At 58.4% G+C, this 22,690-nt stretch carries 17 protein-coding genes and 5 pseudogenes; 13 read left to right on the forward strand and 9 right to left on the reverse strand.

The features are described from left to right. Nucleotides 1-311: 311 nt before the first annotated feature. Nucleotides 312-584 (forward strand): annotated as a pseudogene (locus DIE23_RS36325) (transposase); the annotation flags it as partial. 442 nt (nt 585-1,026) lie between these two features. Here DIE23_RS36325 and DIE23_RS36330 read toward each other — a convergent pair. Continuing rightward, on the reverse strand, nt 1,027-1,959 hold the full coding sequence (locus tag DIE23_RS36330; protein ID WP_124617378.1) for a LysR family transcriptional regulator: 933 nt from the start codon (nt 1,957-1,959) through the stop codon (nt 1,027-1,029). A 218-nt stretch (nt 1,960-2,177) separates the two neighbouring features. Here DIE23_RS36330 and DIE23_RS36335 point away from each other — a divergent pair, with 218 nt between their 5' ends. The 9 genes and pseudogenes from DIE23_RS36335 to DIE23_RS39930 form a co-directional block, all read left to right on the forward strand. Next, a complete protein-coding gene (locus tag DIE23_RS36335; protein ID WP_244108831.1) occupies nt 2,178-2,630 on the forward strand; it encodes a DUF2255 family protein in 453 nt (150 codons plus the stop codon). A gap of 10 nt (nt 2,631-2,640) precedes the next feature. Further along, the gene (locus DIE23_RS36340) at nt 2,641-2,871 is read left to right on the forward strand and encodes a tautomerase family protein (RefSeq protein WP_124617380.1); all 231 of its coding nucleotides are present in this window, start codon (nt 2,641-2,643) and stop codon (nt 2,869-2,871) included. A gap of 254 nt (nt 2,872-3,125) precedes the next feature. Further along, nucleotides 3,126-3,893 (forward strand): glucose 1-dehydrogenase, encoded by a 768-nt coding sequence (locus tag DIE23_RS36345; protein WP_124617382.1) that lies wholly within the window; start codon nt 3,126-3,128, stop codon nt 3,891-3,893. Nucleotides 3,894-3,911: 18 nt separating this feature from the next. Then, entirely contained in the window at nt 3,912-4,418 is a 507-nt protein-coding gene (locus tag DIE23_RS36350; protein WP_124617384.1) for a cupin domain-containing protein, read from the forward strand. Next, nucleotides 4,396-5,163: a carboxymuconolactone decarboxylase family protein gene (locus DIE23_RS36355; protein ID WP_409364273.1), complete on the forward strand. Its 768-nt coding sequence runs from the start codon at nt 4,396-4,398 to the stop codon at nt 5,161-5,163. The genes DIE23_RS36350 and DIE23_RS36355 overlap by 23 nt, the downstream gene beginning before the upstream one ends. Before the next feature lie 58 nt (nt 5,164-5,221). Next, nucleotides 5,222-6,313, forward strand: a complete 1,092-nt coding sequence (locus DIE23_RS36360; protein ID WP_124617386.1) for an IS5 family transposase — start codon at nt 5,222-5,224, stop codon at nt 6,311-6,313. Nucleotides 6,314-6,772: 459 nt separating this feature from the next. Next, nucleotides 6,773-7,786, forward strand: coding sequence for an alpha/beta hydrolase (locus tag DIE23_RS36365; protein WP_124617388.1), 1,014 nt, complete (start codon nt 6,773-6,775; stop codon nt 7,784-7,786). Between the two features lie 67 nt (nt 7,787-7,853). Continuing rightward, the gene (locus DIE23_RS40925) at nt 7,854-8,453 is read left to right on the forward strand and encodes an alcohol dehydrogenase catalytic domain-containing protein (RefSeq protein ID WP_409364274.1); all 600 of its coding nucleotides are present in this window, start codon (nt 7,854-7,856) and stop codon (nt 8,451-8,453) included. Beyond that, nucleotides 8,432-8,968, forward strand: a pseudogene (locus tag DIE23_RS39930) (zinc-binding dehydrogenase); the annotation flags it as partial. The gene DIE23_RS40925 and the pseudogene DIE23_RS39930, both read left to right, overlap by 22 nt. Here the strand turns inward: DIE23_RS39930 and DIE23_RS36375 are convergent. The 8 genes and pseudogenes from DIE23_RS36375 to DIE23_RS36415 all read right to left on the reverse strand — a co-directional run bounded on the left by DIE23_RS36375 (nt 8,959) and on the right by DIE23_RS36415 (nt 18,254). Further along, a complete protein-coding gene (locus tag DIE23_RS36375) occupies nt 8,959-9,366 on the reverse strand; it encodes a GFA family protein (RefSeq protein ID WP_124617390.1) in 408 nt (135 codons plus the stop codon). The pseudogene DIE23_RS39930 and the gene DIE23_RS36375 overlap by 10 nt on opposite strands. A gap of 351 nt (nt 9,367-9,717) precedes the next feature. Continuing rightward, nucleotides 9,718-11,180: pseudogene (gene tnpC / locus DIE23_RS40930) on the reverse strand (IS66 family transposase). A gap of 51 nt (nt 11,181-11,231) precedes the next feature. Then, nucleotides 11,232-11,650 (reverse strand): annotated as a pseudogene (gene tnpB / locus DIE23_RS36385) (IS66 family insertion sequence element accessory protein TnpB). Beyond that, nucleotides 11,646-11,993, reverse strand: a pseudogene (locus DIE23_RS40935) (transposase); the annotation flags it as partial. The pseudogenes tnpB and DIE23_RS40935, both read right to left, overlap by 5 nt. A 499-nt stretch (nt 11,994-12,492) precedes the next feature. Further along, nucleotides 12,493-13,626, reverse strand: coding sequence for an amidohydrolase (locus tag DIE23_RS36400; protein ID WP_124617392.1), 1,134 nt, complete (start codon nt 13,624-13,626; stop codon nt 12,493-12,495). Nucleotides 13,627-13,801: 175 nt separating this feature from the next. After that, nucleotides 13,802-15,463, reverse strand: a complete 1,662-nt coding sequence (locus DIE23_RS36405) for a GMC family oxidoreductase (protein WP_124617394.1) — start codon at nt 15,461-15,463, stop codon at nt 13,802-13,804. A gap of 24 nt (nt 15,464-15,487) precedes the next feature. Continuing rightward, nucleotides 15,488-16,987, reverse strand: a complete 1,500-nt coding sequence (locus DIE23_RS36410) for an aldehyde dehydrogenase (RefSeq protein ID WP_124617397.1) — start codon at nt 16,985-16,987, stop codon at nt 15,488-15,490. Nucleotides 16,988-17,270: 283 nt separating this feature from the next. Next, nucleotides 17,271-18,254 (reverse strand): LysR substrate-binding domain-containing protein, encoded by a 984-nt coding sequence (locus DIE23_RS36415; protein ID WP_124617399.1) that lies wholly within the window; start codon nt 18,252-18,254, stop codon nt 17,271-17,273. Between the two features lie 583 nt (nt 18,255-18,837). Between DIE23_RS36415 and DIE23_RS36420 the strand changes: the two genes are divergently transcribed. From DIE23_RS36420 to DIE23_RS36430, 3 genes are all read left to right on the forward strand, one after another. Further along, nucleotides 18,838-20,166 (forward strand): MFS transporter, encoded by a 1,329-nt coding sequence (locus tag DIE23_RS36420; RefSeq protein ID WP_124617401.1) that lies wholly within the window; start codon nt 18,838-18,840, stop codon nt 20,164-20,166. 188 nt (nt 20,167-20,354) lie between these two features. Then, nucleotides 20,355-21,557, forward strand: coding sequence for a multidrug effflux MFS transporter (locus DIE23_RS36425; RefSeq protein ID WP_260436336.1), 1,203 nt, complete (start codon nt 20,355-20,357; stop codon nt 21,555-21,557). A 196-nt stretch (nt 21,558-21,753) separates the two neighbouring features. Continuing rightward, complete coding sequence (locus tag DIE23_RS36430) at nt 21,754-22,659, forward strand: NAD(P)-dependent oxidoreductase (protein WP_124617403.1); 906 nt, start codon at nt 21,754-21,756, stop codon at nt 22,657-22,659. The last annotated feature ends 31 nt before the right edge of the window (nt 22,660-22,690 follow it).

Genomic DNA, 22,690 nt, shown 5'->3' on the forward strand with positions numbered 1-22,690 from the left:
CTCTGGCAGAAATGCTAACCCACGTTTGATTCCTCACGAGAGGCCAGCCCCTGCCACGCGGAGTCATACTGTCTAACACCCTCTTGAAAAAGTTAACAGACCCAATCCGTAATTTCGCAACAGCTTCTTAGGGGAAACACTGATTAATCCGGCTCGGTGGTCATCGCTGACGCAGCCGAGGACGTTGTAGAAGATAGTTCACGGAACGAGCCCACGACGATGGAACGGCAAATGAGCTTTGCGGAAGCGGAAAGCGCAGGCAAGAAGCGCGTGACCCGGCGTCAGCGTTTCCTGGACGAGATGGAGAAGCTCGCGTGGCGGCCAAGCGAGGAAAGATCAAGGCGATGCAGGATGGTGCGCTGAAGGATCTGATGATCGCGCTTGAGCGAACCAAGGCGCAAATCCGCGCGCGGGTCGAGCATCCGTTCCATGTCGTCAAGAACCTGTTTCGCCATCGCAAGGTGCGCTACAAGGGACTGGCGAAGAACACGGCGCAACTGTTCAGCCTGTTCGCTTTGGCGAACTTGGTGATTGCGCAAAACCGGTTTCGGTCGGTTCACGGGAGTAGTCCGTCACGTGTATGAAAAATGCAGGAAATGAGGCGCTTTCCCGGGGCAAACTTCCCCGAATTCGCTGCGCTTCACTTCGGCATCCGCAATTTGCGGGTCAGCACCGCCGACAAGCTCGCGCGTTGGCCTATTAATCAGCGTTTCCTTAGTTTCAAGATTCGGATTCGCATGAGATCTGGTCCGCGAGATCGCGGAGCGATCAGGCGTACCAACTTCGCCCACACGGGCGCGCTGCGGCCCAGAGCGCTCCTCATCGCGACATTCTCGCCCGCCGCAGCAATTTGGTTTGTCGTTCAAATATTCTTGTCTACGCAAACGCTAACATCGAACGATACACGACGCGGCTCCTCCGGTCGCTTTGCCAATAAGCTTTGCGTATTCCGAGGAAATCTTGCTGCTACAGTCGATTGCCTGATCCTGCGAGCTTGGGTGATTGTGGAAACTGTACGTCGTCAGATTACCTTGCGCTCCCTGGGACCTTCGCTCCGCCTGGCCGTCCCTCGCGCCAGCGCAGTGTGTCGATCACCAATGCGAGTGCCGGAGGCAATTGCCGGCGGCTGGCGTAATACAGGTGGTAGCCCGGAAATCGCGGCCACCAGTCCTCAAGCACCGGCACCAATTGGCCTGCGTCAATGTGAAGCTGAGCGATATCCAGTGGGACGTAGGCCAGGCCCATGCCATCCAAAGCTGCCTGTAGCATCAGAAACGTGTTATTGAGTATTGTCTGGCCGTCCACACGAACGTTGATCTCTTGACCATCCTTCTCAAACTCCCAGGTGTACAGACCACCGTGAGTGGGCAACCGCAAGTTGATGCAGCGATGCTTGGTCAGGTCGCGCGGCGTGCCCGGCCGCGGTTGGGTCGCTAGGTAAGCGGGCGAACCGACCACTGCCATGCGCAGGTCTGGCGCGATGCGAACGGCGATCATGTCCTTGTCCACTTGAGCGCCCAATCGAACGCCTGCGTCGAAACGATTCGCAGCGATGTCGGTGAAACCGTAATCAACGCTGAACTCGATTTGGATGTCAGGGTAGTCCCGCATGAGCGGCAGGAGGCGCGGCCAAAGCGAAGTCACGATGGCATGGTCATGTGCCGTGATGCGTACCATTCCGGCTGGTTTGTCGCGCATTGCACTAACCGAATCGAGTTCCAGCTCGATCTCGTCGAATTGAGGAGCCACAGCGTTCAACAATCGTGTGCCGGCTTCCGTGGTGGTGACGCTACGCGTCGTGCGCGTGAGCAGCCGTATGCCCAAGCGGGCTTCCAAACCGAGCATGGCATGGCTCAGTGCGGAGCGCGACAGACCTAGTTGAGCCGCGGCCCTGGTGAAGCTGCGCTCACGGGCGATGACGACAAACGCCTGCAAGTCGCTGAGGTTCTCTTTCAACATTGATGAAATGTATTCACATGAGTATGTCGATTCTACTATCTACCGAACTAGTCTCGTAAGCAATAAAGTTTCACTGATCCCGTGCCGCTCGGTCTTGCGGCCAAGTTAGAGCTTGGATGGGCTTTACAGGTCCTGCCCAATGGCACCGACAGTTGTTGTGTCTGCTGCTCCGGCTATGCGCCAGCGGGATGCTCCTAGTCTCGCATCGCGTGTTTGACATGGGAACCCTCGACTCGAAACAGGAATTGGTTATGACATGGTCCGTGGGCGAACTACACCGCATTGTTGAAGCGGACGATCTCAAAAATGCGCCGTACCGAGATGACGGCAAGACTCCAGGTACCCCGACATGGATCTGGTGCGTCGCCGTGGATGGCGAACTATATGTGCGTGCCTACAACGGTAGGCAATCACGCTGGTATCAGGCTGCCATTCGCCAACGTGCTGGGCAGATCGTTGCGGCCGGAATGATCGAGCAAGTGACCTTTGAACCGGTCGCCGGAGAAATCAATGCGAGCATCGACGACGCGCACCGGGCTAAGTACAAGGCGAGCCCCTATCTTCGAGCAATGATTGGTGCTGGTGCACGCGCCGCAACTGTCAATTTGATTCCTCGAGAAGGAGCTCAACGAAGAGAGCGACTTCCCCCTCTAAAACGCACATCATCTTAGGAGCCCCGCGATGCCTCATGTAATCGTCAAGCTCTGGCCGGGCAAGTCAGAGCAGCAAAAGCGAAATCTGACCGATGCAATCGTAAAGGATTTAGTGACGACACTCGCGACGAGCGAGGACTCTGTATCTGTGTCTATCGAGGAAATCGAATCGCGGGACTGGATGGAGACGGTTTATCGTCCCGACATAGAGAAAAATATGGCGGCGCTCTATAAGAAGCCCGGATACGAGCCGTTTTGAACTTTTCCGTCGGCTATGTGCAAAGGATGTCGATAAAGAATCTTCTGCCCCCCCGGATGCCGGGCAAGCGCACGGCCAGACATATGCACCCTCTCGGCCAAACACGTAGGGATTTCGTCGACCGTAGCCGTGACGCAGATCGCGATGCAAGAAGTCTGCATGACACGGCCGTTGTCTGCGTCAGCAACGTAAGCGGCGACGAATATCTCTGCCGATTCTCTCAAAACCCGTTCCACACATCTCGGAAAACCACTATGACCATCACCTACGACTTCAGTGGCCAGGTTGCACTGGTAACCGGTGCAGCTTCCGGCATGGGCCTGGCGGCTGCACGCGCATTCGCCGAAGCTGGCGCATCAGTCGCCCTCGCGGACATCAGGGCGGACGTTCTTGACGCTGCGACGCAAGAACTTGCGGCGGCGGGCCATCGAGTGATCGGCGTGGCCGGCGACATTTCCGATGAAGCCTACGTCAAGTCGCTCGTCGAGCAAACGGTGAAGACATTTGGGCGCTTGGATGCGGCGTTCAACAATGCCGGCATCCAAAGTCCGGCGGTCGAAACCGCTGACGTCTCGAGCGAGGTGTTCGACCGCATCAACGCGATCAACCTGCGCGGCGTGTGGCTGTGCATGAAATACGAACTGATCCAGATGCGCTCGCAAGGAAATGGGGCGATCGTCAACAACTCGTCTCTCGGAGGCTTGGTCGGTGTCCCGGGTCGAGCTGCTTATCACGCTACAAAGCACGGGGTGCTCGGACTGACCAAGAGCGCGGGTCTTGAATACGCCTCTCAGGGAATCCGAGTCAACGCTATCTGCCCCGGTATCGTGGAAACACCGATGGTCGCCGGTATGCTGAAAGGCGAAGCGGCGATCATGAACGAAATGATGAAGGATGTACCGATAGGCCGACTCGGCACAGCGCAGGAGATCGCCGACGCCGTTCTGTGGCTATGTAGCCCCGGCTCCGCCTTTGTGGTCGGCGTCGCGCTCCCGATCGATGGCGGCTACACCGCACGCTGAACGAAGGAGTTGAAAAACATGAAAGTCTCGTCACTCCCTAGAGCGATCCTTTACGTCGCAGCAAGCCACGCTGCCGCAACCCATGCTACCGAGCTACAAACGGCCCCTGCATCAGATGTGGCAGCTCAACAGATCGTGCACCCGGGCAGCCAGCCCTCAATCGTTGGGCCCGCTGCCTACTTTACCGGGAAGGTACGGATTGATCCGGTTTGGTCCGCCAACAGAGACATCAACGCATCGGGCGGTTTGGTTACGTTCGAGCCAGGTGCGCGTTCGGCCTGGCACACCCACCCAAAGGGGCAATACTTCGTGGTTGTTTCGGGCGTGGGCTATACGCAGGAATGGGGAAAGCCAATACGTGAGCTCCATCCCGGTGATGTTGTGTGGTGCCCGCCAGGTGTCAAACACTGGCACGGCGCCGCTCCTGCCAACGCGATGACGCACTTGGCTGTCACAGGCACGGTGGATGGCAAGAACGTCGAGTGGATGGAGAAAGTCACTGATGAGCAATACAACGCCCGGTAAGTCAATCATTCAGCGCCACGGGGCCGTTGCGTTGATTATGTCTTTGGGATTGCTGGTTGCAGTTTGCCACGCAGCCCCCGCTATACAGGAGTCGCAACAAGTGACAAGCACATCGATAGCATCGGAAACCCTATCGACTCGCCAGCAGGCCATCGTCCCGATCGCGGCATTCGCCGCCAAAGGCGATCTTGCCAAGCTGAACGCGGCCTTGAACCAAGGGCTGGACGCTGGCTTGACCGTCAGCGACGTGCGGGAAGTGTTGGTTCAGCTCTACGCCTACGCCGGCTTCCCGCGTAGCCTCAACGCGCTTGGGGAGCTGATGAAGGTGCTTGATGAACGTAGGCAGCGTGGCATCCAAGATGCACCCGGTCACGCGCCCAGTCATCCGATTCCGACCGGAGCCGCGTTACTTTCTGCGGGTACCGCTAACCAGACCAAGCTGGCAGGTGGCGCGGTCAAGGGACCACTGTTCGACTTCGCGCCAGCAATTGACGAATACCTCAAGACCCACCTGTTCGGCGATATCTTCGAACGCGACAATCTCGATTGGCAGAGTCGCGAAATCGCGACCGTCGCAATGTTAGCTGCTCAGCCCGGGGGCGAGCCGCAATTGCAAGCGCACATGCGCATCAGCATGAATGTCGGCCTCACGGAAAGCCAACTGCGCCAGCTCGGACAAGTATTGGCTGATCGCGTGGACGTCGATACCGCGATGCGTGCGCACGTGGCGTTAGCAGGCCGTTGAAATACCCCCGCCGATCCGTCACGATGTAGCGAACCCGATCCCAAGGCACGAAGGCAGCATGCGAGACACCGACAGCTACAACGAATCCTTGTTCAGTACAGTGAGACTGGAGGAGTTCGTACCGCAAACGCATCCGCTGCGCCCGATCCGGACTTGGATGAACGAGGCGCTGTCGAATATGGATGCCAAGTTCTCGGCGATGTACGAAGCGGACATCAAAGGCGGTCGGCCGAGCATTGCGCCGGAGAAGCTGATGCGGGCGATGCTACTTCAGGTGCTATACAGCATTCGCAGCGAGCGGCAACTGGTCGAGCAGATCTCGTACAACCTTTTGTTCCGTTGGTTCGTCGGCCTGTCGATCGAAGACGCGGTGTGGAATCACTCGGTGTTCAGCAAGAACCGGGATCGACTGATCGAGTTCGACGCAGTGACTGACCTGTTCAACGCGACGGTGGAAACGGCGCATAAACGCGGCTTGCTGTCGGGCGAGCACTTCAGTGTGGACGGCACCTTGATCCATGCGTGGGCCAGCCACAAGAGCATCCGGCGCAAGGATGGCGGGGACGATGATCGTCCACCTGACAATTGGCATGGCGAATCGCGCAGTAATGAAACGCACGAATCGAAGAGCGACGGTGAGAGCCGGCTCTATCGCAAGAGCAATGCCGCGCCAGCCTTGCCGAGTTACCTGGGTCATGTGCTGACGGATAACCGGCACGGTCTGGTCGTGAACGTTCAGGCCAGCGAGGCGAATGGCCGAGCGGAACGCAAAGTGGCGACGGACATGCTGCGCGATGTGTCGGGTTCGGACGTACGTATTACGGTGGGCGCAGACAAGGCGTACGACACGCGTGGATTTGTGAAGGCCTGCCGCGAATACAACGTGACGCCGCACGTCGCACGCAACACGAAGCGCACCGGCGGAAGTGCAATCGATGGTCGGACGACGCGGCATCTCGGTTACGCGCTGAGCCAGCGCAAACGGAAATGCATCGAACAGTGCTTCGGCTGGGGCAAACGGATCGGGCCGATCCGGCAGGTGATGGTGAGAGGCTTGGAGAAAGTTGATCAGTTGCTCACGCTGACGATGGCGGCCTACAACCTGACGCGGCTGAGAACGTTGGGATTTGTGCGTCCGCAGGGCGCGTAATGCAGGAAATCTGGCGGGAAATACCTTCGCCGGCCGGGCTCTACCGCTGAACCCGGCGTGACGCAACAAAATTGCCGAGCCGTTGAGCGAATTCATGTCATTTGCGAGAGTGGTCTGAATCCGGTCGATGGGTATTTCAACGGCCTGTTAGAGAAGCAGATTGCCGCTAAATCTGGACGCTAATGTAGCGCCAATGGCCGATGTCACAACCCGGGATTGCACAGCCCAGCTTTGGGCTTTGGGATCTGGCTGGCTCGTTGAAGAATGGTATGGCGGGGTGCCGGCGATCATTGGCCTCAGCTTCCTCGGCGACATCAGGCATGACATCGAGTTGATGTATCGGGCCGAAATAGGCATTGCCTTCGAGCAATGCCGAAACGCAACGCTACATGTCAATTTTTGATCGACAGCGTCAACTTTGCCACCTACTTACGTACGGCTCATTTGGAGAAATCAACCATGAACGCACAAAATGAAACAGGCGACGTAGGAGCTCAACCCTCTGTTCAGTCGAAAATTCAACTCGACGAAAAATGGGATAAGACGTTCGCGAAAAGTGACAAACTCGATCATAAAAAGGTCAGTTTCAAAAATCGCTACGGCATTACTCTGGCCGCAGACCTGTATCAACCGAAGAACGCTACCGGAAAAATTGCGGCGATTGCGGTCGGCGGGCCGTTCGGCGCCGTGAAGGAGCAGTCGTCGGGTCTGTATGCTCAAACGATTGCTGAACACGGATTCGTCACACTAGCTTTCGATCCCTCCTATACCGGGGAAAGCGGCGGCGAACCGCGCAATGTCGCCTCACCGGACATCAATACCGAGGATTTCAGTGCCGCTGTCGACTATCTCGGCCTGTACCCGGCGGTCGATCGCGAGCGTATCGGCATCGTCGGAATTTGCGGTTGGGGCGGAATGGCATTGAACGCAGCGGCCGTGGACAAGCGCATCAAGGCGGTCGTCGCCAGCACTATGTACGACATGACGCGCGTGATGTCCAAAGGCTACAACGACAGCGTTAACCTAGAACAGCGCACGCAAGCGTTGGAACAACTGGGCCAGCAACGTTGGCAGGATGCAGAAAGGGGAACTCCGGCGTATGGTCCGGTTTCCCTCGAGCTCAAGGGCGGCGAACCGCAATTCGTGGTCGAATACGCCGACTATTACAAGACGTCACGTGGCTTTCACCCGCGCGCGATCAACTCGAACGGCTCGTGGACGGTTACCACTCCACTGTCGTTCATGAACATGCCGATCTTGAATTACATCGCTGAAATTTCGCCACGCCCGTTGCTGCTTGTCCACGGCGAAAACGCACACTCGCGCTATTTCAGCGAAACGGCTTACGCAGCAGCGGCGGAGCCTAAAAAACTCGTGATTATTCCGGGAGCAAACCACACGGACTTGTACGATCGCCCTGACGCCATTCCGTTTGACAAGATCGCCTCGTTCTTTCAAACCAACCTCAAGTAGTCCGAGGGGGCGAGACGACATGCTTGCAATCGGCTTGAGCAGTTACGGCGGCCCGCAAGTTCTGCATATGGTTGAACTTCCTGATCCGCATCCGGTACCGGGCCAAGTGCGCGTTAAAGTGCGGGCGGCCGGAGTTAATCCCGTCGATATCATGGTGCGTAACGGTTCCCTCGCGGGATTGTTCGCCGGGACGGAGCCGCCGTTCGTTCCTGGCATGGATATCGCCGGTACCATCGACGAGGTGGGCGAAGACATCCCCCCAACTTGGCGTCGCCCTCGGTCAGCATGTGGTTGGCGTGGTGGACAACTTCGGCAGTTACGGCGGTTACAGCCAATACGTTTGTCTGCCCGCGGCTTCGGTTGTGCCGGTTCCAATTGGTGCGACGTTTCCGGCTGCTGCATCGTTCCTGATGAACGCACTGACTGCCCCGCAATGCGCTGGATACATTACGCTTGCCGTCGGGCTCGACGGTGCTGGTTACGGGGACTGGCGGGGCGGTCGGCGCCTATGCCATCGCGCGATGATGGACTACGCATGGTATCGATTGCCTCGCCACAAGACGAGGCGTTCCTGCGTGATGCCGGCACAGCCGAGTTCATCGAGCGCGGGGACGACGTCGTTGCACGTGTACACCGACCTTTCCAGCCGGTGTCGATGCGGTGGTAGACGCGGCGCGTCTGGGCAAGCAAATCACACCGGCCATCCGTGCTGGCGGAGCGATCATCACCTTGCGGTCGGGCAGTGACGATGGCTTTGATCGATGCGTCAAGTCAGTGTTCGTAAACGTGCGCCAGCGTGCTACCGATCATGCGGCGATCGCCCGTCTCGCTCAGCAGGTTGCAGACGGTCTCGTGCCCCTCCGGGTCGCTGCAGTGTATCCGGCAACCGACGCAGTGGCGGCCCACCGGCGTTTCGACCAAGGCAGCGTGCGTGGGCGTTTGATTCTCGACTTCGACAACTTAGGGCTATCACCGGAACGGCGATTTCGTCATCCCCCCCTGAAACGAACGGTGGCGGGACAGCGTGATTCGGGCTGGTCTGGATGCACCCGTCACAACCTCGACGACCAGCCCGCCTCGAGCGTGCGATCGGACATGCAACAACTGTCCCGTGACACCAACCATCTTGGCACGAATGCCCTCGCACATTTGCTGCCCGATGACCGTGCTGCCTACGGCTGATCGTCGAACTCCTCTACGCCATCGAGCGACGGCATCCATGGAAGTCGACGCTTGGTCCAGATTTGCCGGACAGGACGTCCCAACTCATAGCGTTGAATCAAGGCACCGACGCGCAAAGTATAGGTCAGCGGGTTTTCGACCGCGGACGAATATACCGGCCCGCCGCAGTTGCCGCAGAAGGCGTGAATGCGCTTGGCGCCACTGTCACAGGTTTTGAGGTATTTCTTTGGGCTACCCTTGAGGATGCGGAATTTTTCTGCAGGAGCGGGAATGCCAGTGCGAAATATCGAACCTGACTGCAGCTGGCAATCCGTACAGTTACAAATGACAATCGTACCCGGTTCAACTTCAGCTTCATAAGTGATAGCGCCACAATGGCACCGGCCGTCAACTTTCATGCTGCCTCCATTTCGGTTGACATAGTTTGATAGCGTCAGGACTTGATACGCATATCATAGTTTTTGAGACCCGCGATGATGCGTTGACTTCTTATCGCACGATACGGACCAGTCAACGCGGAGGCAGTGCAGATACAGGCGACAGAGTCCTACTGTTAGACCGCCAATCCCTCGCTGGAGCAGCGTCAGAACTGCCTCACAGAAAAGCAAGTGCGTACCCCCGCTCTGCACGCTATCTCGCTGCGGGTGTGCCACCGCCGCCCGACAGACAAGATGTCGTCCAAAGCGCCATTAATGTATGCGCCCGAGCAGCACTGTGGTGCAGGTCGTTGACGACGGAGATTCGCGACGCTATCGGATGGGCTCGACGCGAGCAGTAGGCGGCAGCGACGGCGCTACATTCCACGGCAGCAGTTCGTCGATGCGGTTGGCCGGATGGTCAGCAATGCGCTCGAGCACGTAGGCGAGATACGCCTCGGGATCGAGGCCGTTCAAGAGCACCGTGCCGATCAGGCTATACATCGCCGCCGCGCGTTCGCCACCAGTGTCGGCGCCGACGAACAAGTAGTTGCGCCTCCCGTCGCGACGCCACGCAGCGCTCGTTCAGCGATCAGGTTGTCGATCTCTGCGCGCCCGTCGCTGCAGTAATAGATCAGCGACGGTCAGCAATTCAGTGCATACTGGATCGCCTTGGTCGTGTCCGACTTCGAGGAGAGCGTGGTAAGTGTCGCATCGAACCACCGCTTCATGTCGTCGAGCAGCGGTATCGCTCGCGCCTGGCGCATGCTGTGTCGTTCGTCGGGTGGCTTGCCGCGGATCTGCTCTTCGATCTCGTAGAGCGCGCCGATCCGAAGCAGCGCCTCCTCCGTCACCGCGTTGGGACGCACGGCATGCAGGTCGTGTATCTTCCGGCGCGCCGCGTCAGCCTGCAGCACGCCGGCGAAGTGAGCGAGATGCCGCTGCGGATGCTCGCCGCGGCGATCAGGTGTGTAGGCGAACCAGACCGCTGGCGTCGGAGCCACTCGGCCGATCATCGCGAACGTAGACCCAGAGGCGCCCGGTCTTCGTGCGGCCGTTGCCCGGCGCCAGCACCGGCAGCGGTGTGTCGTCCGCATGAACCTTGCCGCCGGCCAGCGCGTAGCAGCGCACGGCGTCGACCAGCGGCGCAAGCAAGCCCACGATGCTGCCCATCCAGTAGCCCATCGTGCCAGGATCGATCTCGACGCCGTCGCGTGCATACATGACTGCCTGGCGGTGCAGCGGGATGTGGTAAGCGAACTTCGACACGGCAATGTGCGCGAGCATCGCCGGGCCCGGGATGCCGCGGTCGATCGGGCGGCTCGGTGCCGCCGCCTGCACGATGCGATCGCAGCACGCGCAGGCCAGCTTCGGCCGACGGTGACGGATCACGCAGAAGTGTGCCCGCACGTACTCGAGCTGTTCCGCGACGTCTTCGCCCAGCGGCTTGAGCCACCCACCGCACGGGCAGATGGACGCGCTCTTCGCGTTCGATGTGATCAGGCAGCGGTTTGCGACCGACATTTTCGCGCTGCGCACGGCGGCGCCGCAGAAACGGCGGCCACATCGGCAGCGCCTTCGTCGGCCTGCAGGTCCTCCAGCCGCAATTCGAGCTGCTCAATCGGGCGATCCAGCTTCTCCGACTTCCGGCCAAACTGCATGCGGCGCAGCTTGGCGATGGTCAGCTTCAGATGTTCGATTTCGAGCGTGCGCGACGAGATCTGCTGGCGCAGCTCGGCGACCATTGCCTTCAGGGCATCAAAGTCGTCTGGCAGTGTGATCGAGGTCGATTCCATGAACGCAGTTTACGACTGCCCGCGCTCGCCACATCACCGGTTAACAATGGTTTACAAGGCGCTGCGTGGACGTGCGGCTTCGACTGGTTGCCGCCAATCGAAGCCCTCGAGTAAGAGCGACAGTTGGGCGGTTGTCAATGCGACCACACCGGAGTCGGCACGTGGCCACGTGAATCGTCCTTTCTCAAGGCGTTTCGCCAATAAACATAGCCCGCCATCCAATACAAACACTTCAGCAAGTCGCCGCGCTTGCCCCGGAACACGAACACATGTCCGGAGAACGGATCTTTCTCCAGCACCGTCTGTACCTTCGCGGCCAACGAGTTGAAGCCGCAGCGCATATCGGTGACGCCTGCTGCGATCCAGATCCTGGTGTTTTGTGGCAGGCCGATCATCGCAAATGCGGTCGAGAACAGACCTGAGTACGGCGGGGTCCGGGGCGCCTTCAATGCGAATCGATGTCTTGCCATGTTGGATCTGGCTCGAGCCGGCTGGCGTGTCGGTCGCAGTCGACACTTCGCTTGCCGTCGACGTCTGAGCGGTCGGCAGAGTGGGCTCTGTAACGACAACCGGCAACATTGCTTCCGGATTCCCGTCACCTGTTACCAGGCCTTGCGCGTAGAGACGGCGCCATGCCCACACCTGATTGGCATTGATGCCGTTCTCGCGAGCGACACGGGCAACGGACGTGCCAGGCTCGAAGGTTAGTGCGACGATTGTTCGCTTCCATTCCGTCGGATGTCGGCGAGTTTGCGGTTTCGGCGCGATCTCGACTGTCTGAGTCACTCTGTCCACAACTCCTATCGTGGGCACGACCGGTCATTCGTGTCCTTCGACTGACATCATGGCATTCGCCATCGAGCGTTCATAGACGGTACTGGTCTCGTGCTTACCTTTGTCCCGCCAGCGGCACCCCGCCATTCAATGGTACGGAGCCGTGCCGCCTGACATCTCCGCAACAAGCAACACTTCCTGGCGGCGTGTACAACGTGCTCCACGGTGCGCAATGGCCATCGACGATCAACCTTCAGCTTTTGCCATGGAAGATCCTTCCTGCCGTCGCCGGTGGTTCAACACCGACAGCCTGGGACGAGTCAACTCGCTCCTATGTCACGAACGGCTTTACGCTCCCGTTGGACTGGGGCAAGCCCCGAGAGGGTGAGCACGGCGACGACGAGAACTGAGTGCTCTCGTTGGACATAGGTCATTAACATCCGTCTGCTCGAGAGGGGTGCGTTGTTGATGCATCGTCAGCGGCGCGCCCCAGTTTCAATTTCAGCACCGTCGCGCCAAGTCCGATTTATCCGAATCCTCATGTGAGTCCGGATCCGTCTTGTCTGTTTTGCTCCGCGATGTGACTGACCTCCGTCTGGACCAAGCTCTGTGGCAGGCGATACACCCGAATTGCGGTATCCGCGAACAAGTTAGCCTTCTCGACATCTGAGCAGCCTGCCGTGAGACGCTTAAATGCATTCCACAGGACCACCGCGGAGACCCCGCACTTGTCGGGTGGAAAATTGCTCTCGAACATGCACCTGTCAGCCCCAAACATCTCGATACAGGTTTCCACATGGGGCTTCCACGCCAGAGCAAGCTCCTCGGATGTCGGCGGCTTAGTCCGGTCGATGAAATCACATCCGTGTCCCCGCATATTGAGGCCGCCTATTTTGACGAAGACATTTGGTCGCTCTGCAAGCGTTTGCATCGATGACTGCCACGCGTCGAAGTGATCCGCCTTCCGGATCGCATACGGTCCCGTCGCGACGAGGCCGCCAATGTGGTCTACGATGATGCGAGTATCGGGAAAAGCATCGACCAGATCGATCAGTTGCGGCAACTGGGGGTGATACACCCACGCATCAAATGACAGTCCCAACGGAGCAAGTTTGGAAAAACCCTCGCGGAACCGCGGATCCAAGAGCAGGTCTTTGGGCGGCGGCCGCATTAGAACATTAACGTCCGGACTGGCGTCCCAGGCCGCCATCTGGCGTATTCCGCGAAACCGAGAAGGGGCCCGGGCCATGCACGCGTGCAATACTTCTTCCGCCAATGCACCGAGACTCAGATCAACTTTGCCGATGATCCCCGCGCATGCTCGAACCTCTCCGTGGTATCCACTTGCAAACAATGCCGCGATACCGTTGGCATATTCGACCTCCCCTACGCATGCAAAACGCGGATCGCCATCGGTTCGGTATGCAAATGAACATTCGATATAGACAGTTCCGCGAATGTTGTGACCACAGTTGAGGTCACCTGCAAGTTGAGGAGCCAGATAAGGTGTTGCCCTGTCCCAAAGGTGATGATGAGGGTCGATGATGGGCAGCTGCGGCGCAAGCACCTCCTCATTGTGAAGGGCTAGCCATTCCTCGTCGATATAGAGTAAGGGAGCAATTCCACGACGAGGCCTTTCTCGCTGACGTTCTGCATCCTGATCCGCGCTCATATGCTCAATTCCCCGTGCGCACAGTATGGAAGCCAGCGGTGATACGTTTGCGCGCCGCTGGAGTCATCAGCTCGGTTATGCTGATTGCGATCCACATGAAGATGAGTTCCAGGATCCAGTCGAAGCATGACTACATGGATACCGGCCGATCAATCGCGGTGCCCGTCGACCTGGTTTAGGGCGAAAGCTCGCCGACGACATCGACACAGGACGCAGACACCTGCTCTTCTGCGTCGGCAAGGACCATGTCGGCGCACTTCTCACCGATCATCATGCACGGCACACTCGTATTCCCCGAGATGATCGTCGGCATGACGGACGCATCGGCGACACGCAAGCCCGCGATACCATGTACGCGCAGACGCTCGTCCACAACCGACAATGGATCGTTACCCATCTTGCACGTACCGACCATGTGCTGAGTCGTCTGCCCGCTTGCGCAGATGTAGCTCAAAATGTCTTCGTCAGACTGGATGCTCGTTCCCGGCGCCATCTCTTCTGCAATCAAGTCGCACATCGGCTTCGCAGCCGCGATATCGCGTGCTCGCCGGACGGCGGCCACTGCGACCCGGCGGTCATACTCGGTGTCGAGAAACCGGTATTGAATCATCGGGGCTGAAAACGGGTCCGCCGACCGAATATGGATGCTGCCCGCGCTGTCTGTTCTCTGCACATGCGTGTACATGAAGAACCCTTCGACGTCCGACATGCGGCGGCCCTTACCTGCCTTCAGTTCAACGATATACGGGCTGACCACCATCATGACGTCAGGCTCCGTAGCGTCCGGTTGCGAGCGCGCAAAGACCCGTATCGAACCATGCCCTTGAGCGATCAGTCCGCTGCGAAGGAATACCCATCGCAGGATTTCGACCCCCAAGCGCCAGCCACGGCCTCTCTTCGCCAGCGAGATGCCAGGCTTGTTGAATCGCCACTTCATCACAGCCGCGTAGTGATCTCGCAGGTTTTCGCCGACACCTTTGAGCTCTTGCACGACACGGATTCCATGCTGCCGAAGAATCTCAGGATTGCCGATACCAGACAGTTCCAGAAGCTTGGGTGTATTCGCCGTTCCCGCGGATACAATCACCTCCCGATTGGCACGAGCCTCGTGTGTTTCGTTCCCGCGCCGATACCGAACCCCCACACACCGCTTGCCATCCATGATGAGTGACGTGACCTCTGCGCGGGAAAGGAGCGTCAGGTTTGCCCGACTCAAAGCCTGTCGCAAGTATGACGTTGCAGTGCTCTGGCGCTCGCCGCGATGTACCGTAAGCTGTGCCATCGCGACGCCTTCCTGGCTAGCACCGCTGTAATCAGGATTGAAGGGAATCCCGGTGACGCTCGCCGACTTGATGAACAGGTCATAGAACGGCGACAGCTTCTTGCTCTGCGTGACCTTGATTGGACCGGTGCGGCCACGATATTCATCGGCGCCAATTTCGGTGGACTCGATCTTCTTGAAATAGGGCAGCACCTCGTCATAACTCCAGCCTTTGCAACCGAGCCGGCTCCACGTATCGTAATCAAGTTTCTGGCCACGGTTGTAGACCATCGCATTGATCGAACTGCTTCCCCCGAGCATTTTGCCGCGCGGAGCGGCGAGCCGGCGATTGCCGTGGCTTGGACTCGGCTCCGACTCGTAACGCCAGTCGACCTTCGGATTGTCAACCAGAAACTGCAGCGCGAGCGGCGGCCTGGTCCAGATATAGCGCTCGTCCTTCTCGCCAGCCTCGAGGCAAAGGACCGAGTATTTTCCGCTCTCGCTCAAGCGGCTCGCGATGATCCCACCCGCCGAGCCAGAGCCGACGACGATGAAATCATAAGTATCAGGTTTCATGCTTTCTTGGTCCGTGAACGCAGATCAGTCGTGGTTGATGTACACGCTCTTCTCATAGAGAAAGCCCTCGACATGCTGCGCGCCGCCCTTCATCCCGTAGCCGCTTTGTTTGTAGCCGCTGAATCCTACGGCCGCATCAGCCAATCCGTAGCAATTGATCCACACCTTACCTGCCTTGATACCGTGCATTGCCCGCATCGACGTTCCGACGTTCCTCGTCCACACCGCACCGCCCAAACCATACTGGGTATCGTTGGCGAGATTAATTGCCTCATCTACCGTATCAAACGGAATAACGGAAGCGACGGGGCCGAAAATCTCCTCGCGAGCAATCCGCATATTGTTGTCGACATGATTGAAGACGGTCGGAGCAACGTAGTAGCCATTCGCCAGTTCTCCGCCCAATCGAGTGCCGCCGACCATAAGACTCGCGCCTTCGTCGCGTCCGATCGCCATGTAATCCATCACGCGTTCGAGTTGCCGCTTCGACACGACCGGGCCAAGCTGTGATTCCGGGTCGCTCGGACTTCCGACCTTGATCGTCTTCGTGTAATTGATCAACCGCTCCACGAACTCCTCTTGAATACTGCGCTGCACGAGAATGCGAGTACCGGCTGCGCAAATTTGTCCGGAGTTCGTATAGACGCCCATTGCAGCGCCCGGGACCGCCTTGTCCAGGTCAGCATCGGAGAAGACGATATCGGGCGACTTGCCGCCAAGCTCGAGCTGGATGCGCTTCATGTTGCCCGCGGACGCCTTGATGATCTCGCGCCCCGTCACTGTCGATCCTGTGAAAGCGATGCGATCAACGTCCATATGAGACGCCAGCGCAGCCCCCGCTTCCACGCCCAATCCCGTGACAACGTTGATGACACCGTCAGGCACGCCAGCCTCTGTAAGCAATTCGGCCGTACGCAGCGTCGTAAGTGACGCGTCTTCGGCGGTCTTGATCACGCCCGTGCAACCGGTCGCCAGGACGCCACCCATGATCCACCACATGCTGATGAGCGGGGCATTCCAGGGAATGATCCCGCCAACCACGCCTACCGGCGCCTTCAGCGTTAGCGTCGTGTAGTTTCCTGCCAATGAGTTCGGGATTGTTGTTCCGGTCCAGTTCATCGCCTGGCTCGCGAAGTACATGACCGTCTGGATCAAGCCAGTTTTCATCGCACGAGTGCGGGTGATCGGCGCCCCCATGTCGACCGACTCGAGGGTTGCGAGTTCTTCGTAGTTCTTCTCGAGCAATTCGCAGACACGTAACAGCAGTGCATACCGCTGATTTGGAGTAAAGCGACTCCACGGTCCCTCGAATGCACGGCGAGCGGCAGCAACCGCCAGATCCACGTCCTCATGGCGACCGCGAGCCAGCGTCGCCAGTACCTCGCCCGTAGCAGGATTGAATGTCGGGATGTGCTCTCCCGTCAGTGACGGTTGCCACTTTCCGTCGATGAAATGCATCTTGTTTGTGTTCGACAAGAACGGCGACTGCACCAATGACGAGTCTTCGACGATGATTTTGTCCATTTGAGTGTCTTCCCAAAGATGCGTCGAAGTATAGGAACGTAACGATCGACCGCGGAAATACTCTTTTCCTAGCGCATCTATCACAGAAAGTGATGGCTTTGAACCAGCAGCATTGCTCGTACGGACGGAGAAGCTCCGCCGCACCGATAGCTGGTCTGCATCGTCGATGTCTCGACGCGATATCGTGCCGACGTCGGACCACGTCTCGTCCATCCGTCGTTAGCGACGGCACCCAACTATTCTGGATGGGTGACGTATAACGGACGAGCTGAAAGCACGAGCATCACTTCCGGAGACCATCGTTGATGCGGCTAACGGGCGTAACAGGAATTTCGGACGCTAGTCGAACACCCTTCCATGCGCCACTCTCAACCAGTCGAGAGACGGTCTGCTTCAATTCCGAGTGAACGATCAATGCGCCTGCTGACAGCTTCTCGATGGGTGTCGAGTACAAGTAATTCGGACGATTCATTGGCACATCCGAAATGCCGAGACAACGCCATCCGTCAGACATGCTGACGGCCAACGTCGCGGCCATTGGCTGTATCGTCGCCCCTCCCTCCTCCATGACGTAGCGCATGACCAACTGGAGCGAGTCGATTTCCGCCATTACGTTCGCTTCCAGACCGGCACGCTCGAACTCGAGCATCATCCGCCGACGGATGCTATGGTGCGCACTCGAGAGCACCAGAGGCAATGCAGCTACCTCAGCGAGGGTCAGTGACTTCCGATCCGCGGGCACCAACCGGCTATCGGTACGAACAACGACGAAAACTTCTTCTTCCAGCAGAGGCTCGTAGACCAGTTCGCTGGCAGCAGTTTTACTAAAGAGGATCGCGAGATCCAGCTGGCTCTGACGCGCCTGCTCCTCCATCATCCCGGGAAGTCCGGCCACGACATTCAGCATGATCCCCGGGTAGTTTCTCTTCAACTGGCGCAACAGGGGCAACCCCAGCACGCAGGATGTAGACGGCGCCAAACCAAGGGTGACATGCCCGCGTACGGTGGCGTGCTCTTGGCGAGCAATCAACAGCGCTTCGTCCAACTGACGCAGGACGAACTTTGCGTGGTGATATAGGGCCGCTCCATTCTCGGTTGGGACCACACCGCGTACAGAGCGAATCAAAAGAGGCTTCCCGATCTCCTCCTCAAGCCGAGCAACCTGTTGACTGAGCGCAGGCTGAACAATGAACAACTGGCGAGATGCCTTTGAGAAGCTGCCGCTTTCTATGACTTGTACGAAGTACTTCAACTGGCGCGTGTCCATAGGCAACCTCGAAACGCATCGTCAGCACAGGTGATGGACCGGCCCGTGGAATACGCGCCCATCATGCTCGGCCGGGTAAGCGTGCAGCGCTTCCGTCGTCGAACCAAGGTAGCTGCACGCCTAATCTCGCTTGGTGACGCCTAGCGGATGATGAACGCTCCTGCCGGTAGGCCGGCAGCTGACGCGATCGAACAGTCGTGGATCGCTCATGGCAATCACCCCGCACAGGCGCGTAGGAGCCTGACCGACGGTCCAAGCGACCCGCAAGACGCATGCCATTGGATCTATCCGCGGACAGGCCGATCGTTCGACTTATTGGAATTTGAGTATTAGGGTGACGAAGCCGGCTCCGTAACGGGTTCGGCCTTATGTTTTCTTCGAAAGCACAACTGTTCGCAGAAAAGACACTTGCTCAACTACGGCGTTTGGCGCGCCCCCGATTGTGGAGGCGGGACAGACGAGAGTCATTGCGCCACGAGCGCTCGCGATACGCAAAATGGCACGGACATTGCTCAAAACTTGTAACTCTTTGCGATACAGGTTGGCGAATACGCGAACCCCAAAATAAAGGAAAGATGGAGACATGAGCAAAAGAAACACACGCCGCGTGCTCGCGGCTACCTGCATCGGCAACTTCGGCGAGATCTATGACTTCGCCGTAGTCGGGTTTTCGATACCGGTACTTGCAGGACACTTCTTCCCAGCGAATGATCCAACCGCCGCGCTGCTAAGCACGTTCGCTGCCTACGCGGTCGCGTTCTTCGCCCGACCGCTTGGCGGATTATTGTTCGGTGTGCTCGCCGACAAGATTGGTCGGATCAAAATCCTGAGCACGACAGTCATCCTGATGTCGGCTGGGACCGCGATGGTCGGCCTCCTGCCAACCTATGCAACTATCGGAATCGCCGCGCCGATCGCGTTCGTGCTATGCCGTATCATTCAAGGGCTCGCGATGGGGGGCGAAACTACCAGCGCAACCAGCTTTATCCTTGAGTGGTCCCCCGACGATCGTCGCGGTTGGTATCAGGGAGTGAACTGGTTCTTCTCGTTCTGCCCCAACGCGTTTACCGCTCTCTTCGTGCTCGCGATCCAGTATGGAATGGGGCACTCGCGCTACGTTGACTGGGGATGGAGAATTCCGTTCCTTATGGGCGGCCTTGTCGGTGTTGTCGGTTTCTGGCTTCGTCGGCGACTCGACGATCCGGAGGAGTTCAAGCAAGCAGTCCGCGAGTCGGCCGAGGCCCCTCTGCGCGCCGCGGCTCGTGCCGGGCTGCGCTCGATGCTCCATGTCATCTTCATCGAAGTCGTTCTTTCCGTCGGTGCCTACATGTTGCTCGGTTTCATGTACACCTTCCTTGTCCGAGAAGCAAAGCTGGACACGATGCTCGCTCTGGTGACAAATGCGATTGCGGTCATGGTGCTCTCCGTCTGTCTCGCGCTGGCAGGAAGGGTCAGCGACCGCTACGGGCGAAAGCCTGTCATGTCCGCCGGCGCTGCGTGGGTTGCGCTCGCCGCTTATCCCGCGCTGCACCTTGCGGCATCAGGGACATTTGCAGGCGCGCTCGCCGGGCAGACTCTGCTCGCAATCGGAGTCGGGATCTACTCTGGGGGAGCCTTCATCACGATGCCCGAACTATTCCCGACGTCGTTCCGCGCAACAGGACTTTCGATTTCGTATCAGCTAGCAGTCGCCGTATTCGGGGGAACGACTCCTTTGATTGCAACGTGGCTCATCGGTGCCTCGGGTTCTCCGCTCGCGCCGGGTGTGTATGCCGCAGCAGCCGGCCTGATTGGTCTGGTACTGATTCAATGGGTGCCAGAGACGCGTTGGACACGCTTGCGTACTTCGGTCGACGAGCATGTGGACTCGGCATCGACACCTTCCAAGGCGTCTAGGTTGCCCCTTCATTGATCTTTGATCCGCGAGCGGTTCGTAGCGTCTACGAACCGCTCGTCCCGGTTCTATACCTGCTTTGCGTGAATTCCAGTAAGGGGCGAATACGCGGCCCATGTTCCTGGCAAACACAAATCAAGGCGTGAAAAGACCGCGGAGCGATTCGCGTCCCGTCGAGCTATCCGCAGCCAATACAGGCAAACTCGTTGAAAACCTCGCAACGACCAGCGCTGAGCCAATTGGCTCCCTCTCAGCGCTCCCCATTATGGCTCCTGGCGCTGATTACATTGACCGGCACGCTGGCCATGCACGTTTTTGTGCCGGCGCTGCCGATCGCAGCCTCGGATCTCGGCGCCAGTGCCTCGGCCGTCCAACTGACTCTAAGCTTCTATATCGCGGGCCTCGCCATCGGACAACTGATCTATGGCCCGGCATCCGACCGCTTCGGACGGCGGCCAGTTTTGATATTCGGCATGGTCATTTATGCGATCTCATGCTTTGCCGCGTACCTGGCGCCAACCATCAAGACGCTCATTCTCGCTCGGCTATTCCAGGCACTAGGCGGCTGCTCGGGGTTGGTGCTAGGTAGAGCGATCATTCGCGATAGCGTGGCAGGAAATGACGCAGCGAAACGTCTTTCCACCCTCAATCTCATCATCATGGCGGGTCCCGGCCTAGCCCCGCTAATCGGATCCGTAGTGGCCGAAAGTTTTGGCTGGCGGTCAATCTTCAGCTTATTGGCCACCTTCGGCACGTTGAACGTCATCCTCGTCTTTTTCCTGCTAGGAGAGACCGCCGAGGGTGTCGGTCGGAAGAGCGCTTCCCTCGCGTACAACTACGCACACCTCCTCCGATCTCGACGGTTTGTCTGCTTTGCATTCGGAGGTGGATGTGCCACTACTTCTCTATACGCCTTCATAGGTGCAGCACCATTCATTTTCGTAAATCAACTCCACAGATCAGCACACGAGGTTGGCACTTATCTCGCGCTCAACATCGCGGGTGTGTGGCTAGGGAATCTCAGCGCCCTTAACCTAATTGGACGGGTTACGGTCAGTCGACTCATGGTGACAGGGAATGCTCTCAGTTGTATCGGGGCTGCGGCATTCTTCATCTCCGTCATGTCAGGCCACCTTTCAATGACGTTGACGATTGTGCCGCTGCTTGTTTTGACATATGGCGCGGGCATCGCTGCTCCTACCGCAATGGCGGAGGCACTCAATGTCAATCCGACCATTATTGGATCCTCATCGGGCTTGTACGGATTCACTCAGATGAGTGTGGGAGCCGCATGCACTGTATTGGCAGGGCTTGGCGAGAATCACGCGCTCGCAGCTGCATGCACTCTGCTTGCCGCAGGATGCCTTTCGCAGTTCTCGTTCTGGCTCGCCCGGCGCTCGGACCAATAGGTCGTTCCGGGCAGAAGAACCAGCGTGTACTGGCGAACGACAGATGTGTTTGCGGCACACGGTCTGGCTATCAGGCTCGCCGCCCTTCTGCACCGGGGCCACTTATGCGGCTCACGAGACTGGCATCAGAATTGCGGAGTATTCGTTCATAAGTCGCGGTGTATGCGACGAAACACAATAGATCAGGAGACACGACATGTCCGAATCCAGAGATGCAACTGTGGGCTTTATCGGCCTTGGGATGATGGGCGGGCCGATGGCCGCCAATATCATCAAGGCCGGGTTCCCCGTGGTTGTCTACGACATCGACGAACAACGAGTCGATCACTTCGTCGGCCTAGGAGCAATGGCGGCGGCGGGGCCCGCAGACGTTGCCCTACGCGCGAGTGTAGTCGTTTCGATGGTCGATACCACCGCTCAGGCCGAGGAGGTGATCGTCGGCCCCGGTGGCATCATCACTAAGGCCAGACCCGGCGACTTGGTTATCAGTATGAGCACGATCGATCCGATTGCCCTCAAGAGCATGCATGCGCTGCTTTCGTCGCACGGAATGGACATCATCGACGCACCTGTCAGCGGGATGGAGAAAGGCGCTCGCGAAGGTACGCTGAAGGCATTCGTTGGCGGCTCACCAGAAGCACTCGAACGTGCGCGCCCCGTTCTTCAGTCGATGGCATCGGAGATCATTCACTTCGGTCCGATCGGCCAGGGCACGACGATGAAGCTCATCAATAATATGCTGATTCAGGTTGCCTGGATTTCGATTGCCGAGGCACTGGTTCTTGGCGCGAAGGGCGGACTCGACCCGCGTCAGATGGTGGACGTAATCGGCAAGGCGACCGGCAACAGCGTCGCGTTCCAGTATTCCGCCCCGCGGATCCTCGCGCGCGATTTCGACGGGATTCGCATGGACATCACCTATAAGGATATGGAGCTGCAGACTTCGCTGGCAAAGTCGCTGAAAGTTCCGATGTTCATCGCCAATACGGCTCAACAGGTGTACCAGATGGGCAGAGCTGCGGGACTCGGAAGCGAAGACGGGGGCGCCGCGATCGTAAAAATTTACGAGGATTTGACTGGCGTAACGCTCGGCGCACCCTGATCAGACAGTTCACGCGCCCCTTCCCGTTCCT

The sequence above is a fragment of the Burkholderia sp. Bp9143 genome (assembly GCF_003853645.1).
Taxonomy (GTDB): Bacteria; Pseudomonadota; Gammaproteobacteria; order Burkholderiales; family Burkholderiaceae; genus Burkholderia.